Here is a 1725-nt window from a genome sequence, read left to right as displayed (position 1 = left end):
ATCAACGACTATGAGGAAGCGCTCGCCATCGGCCGGGCGATCGGCGACAAGGTGATCGTCATCTCGACGTCGACCGGCGGCTCGCTGGCGGTCTGGGCGGCAACGCAGCCCGGTGCATCGGACGAGGTGGCGGCGATTGCGTTCATCTCCCCGAACTTCGGCGTCAAGGCTTCGGGCGCCGAGATCCTGACCATGCCGTGGGGCAAACAAATTGCCAGGCTGGTCGCCGGCAAGGAACACAGCTTCGTGCCGCGCAACGCGCTGAATGAAGAATTCTGGACCACCCGCTATCCGATCGAAGCAACCTTGCCGATGCAGGCGCTGACCGAGCTTGCCTATGGCGCGCCGGTGGAGAAGGCGACCATCCCTGCTTTGTTCATCTTTTCTGATTCGGACAAAGTGGTGCGGGCCGACCGCACCCGCGAGATTGCCGGGCGCTGGGGCGCGCCGCATGAACTGGTTCCGGTCGATGACACCGGCGACCCGGACAGTCACGTCATTGCCGGCGACGCGCTGTCGCCATCGACCACGGCGTTTCTGGCGCAAAGGATCGCCGTCTGGATCGAAGCGGTGGTGAAGTAAGCCGACGAAAAAGGGCGGCCGAAGCATCGCTTCAGCCGCCCTTTCCTTGGTCTGTCCCGGCAATCAGCCAGGCTAAGCCTGACTGATTACAACGCGATCTGGCTTACGCAGCCCGCGCAGCCGGACGCTTGCCGCCGAAGCGACGCTTGTTGTTGCCTTTGAAGGCCGGCTTGGCGCCTTCCGGCTTGCGCTCGCCTGCGAAGGCAGGCTTGTCGCCGAAGCGCTTCTTGCCAAAGCCGTTGCCCTTGTTCTCGCCACCGGGCCGCCTGCCGTCGCGACGGCCATTGCGGTCGTTGCGATCATTGGCCGGCTCGAAGCGCTCGTTCTTTTCAGCCGGATTGCGCAGCGGATCGGGGCTGCCGAGATGGTCGGCAACGATCGGCAGCTTGGTGCGGATGATGCGCTCGACCTGGCGCAGCTTGCTGTTCTCGGAAGGATCGCAAAGCGTGATCGCGATGCCGTCCATGCCGTTGCGGCCGGTACGTCCGATGCGGTGGACGTAGCTCTCGGCTTCATCAGGCAGGTCGAAATTCACGACATGGCTGATGCCGGGGACGTCGATGCCGCGCGCCGCAATGTCGGTCGCCACCAGAATGCGCACCGAGCCGTCGCGGAAATCGTTCAGCGCTTTCTGGCGGGCATTCTGCGACTTGTTGCCGTGGATGACGGCGGCCTTGAAGCCGTCGCGCTCTAGGTCCTTGGTCACCCTGTCGGCACCATGCTTGGTGCGCGAGAAGATGATGACGGACTTCATCGCCTCGTCGGCGAGCATCGTCGACAGAACCTGGCGCTTCTGCTTGGTGCGGGCAAAGACGACGCCCTGCACGATCTCGGCCGCCGCCGTGCTTTGCGGCGCGACTTCGACGCGGATCGGGTTCTTCAGCAGGCCCTTGGCCAGTTCGGCGATTTCATTGGGCATGGTCGCCGAGAACAGCACCGTCTGACGGTCGGGCGCCGTCGCCTTGGCGATGCGCTTGACGTCGTTGATGAAGCCCATGTCGAGCATGCGGTCGCCTTCGTCGAGCACCAGCCATTTGGTGTCGGCAAGCACGAGGTCGCCCTCACGCACAAGGTCGGTCAACCGGCCGGGCGTGGCGATCAGGATGTCGACGCCGGGAGCAACCTTCTTCACCTGACTGAAGC

1 protein-coding gene and 1 pseudogene are annotated in these 1725 nt (G+C 64.1%); one reads left to right on the top strand and one right to left on the bottom strand.

The annotated features are described in order from the left end of the window. Positions 1-582, top strand: a pseudogene (locus EN893_RS32575) (alpha/beta hydrolase); the annotation flags it as partial. Positions 583-685: 103 nt separating this feature from the next. Here EN893_RS32575 and EN893_RS32570 read toward each other — a convergent pair. Next, positions 686-1725, bottom strand: a 1040-nt coding sequence (locus tag EN893_RS32570) for a DEAD/DEAH box helicase (protein ID WP_164901331.1), incomplete at its 5' end; no start/stop codon positions are given.

The sequence above is a fragment of the Mesorhizobium sp. M7A.F.Ca.CA.004.04.2.1 genome (genome assembly GCF_004022825.1).
Classification (GTDB): domain Bacteria; phylum Pseudomonadota; class Alphaproteobacteria; order Rhizobiales; family Rhizobiaceae; genus Mesorhizobium.
The sequence above is the reverse complement of the archived record's forward strand: the minus strand, read 5'-3'. Positions and strand labels throughout refer to the sequence as shown.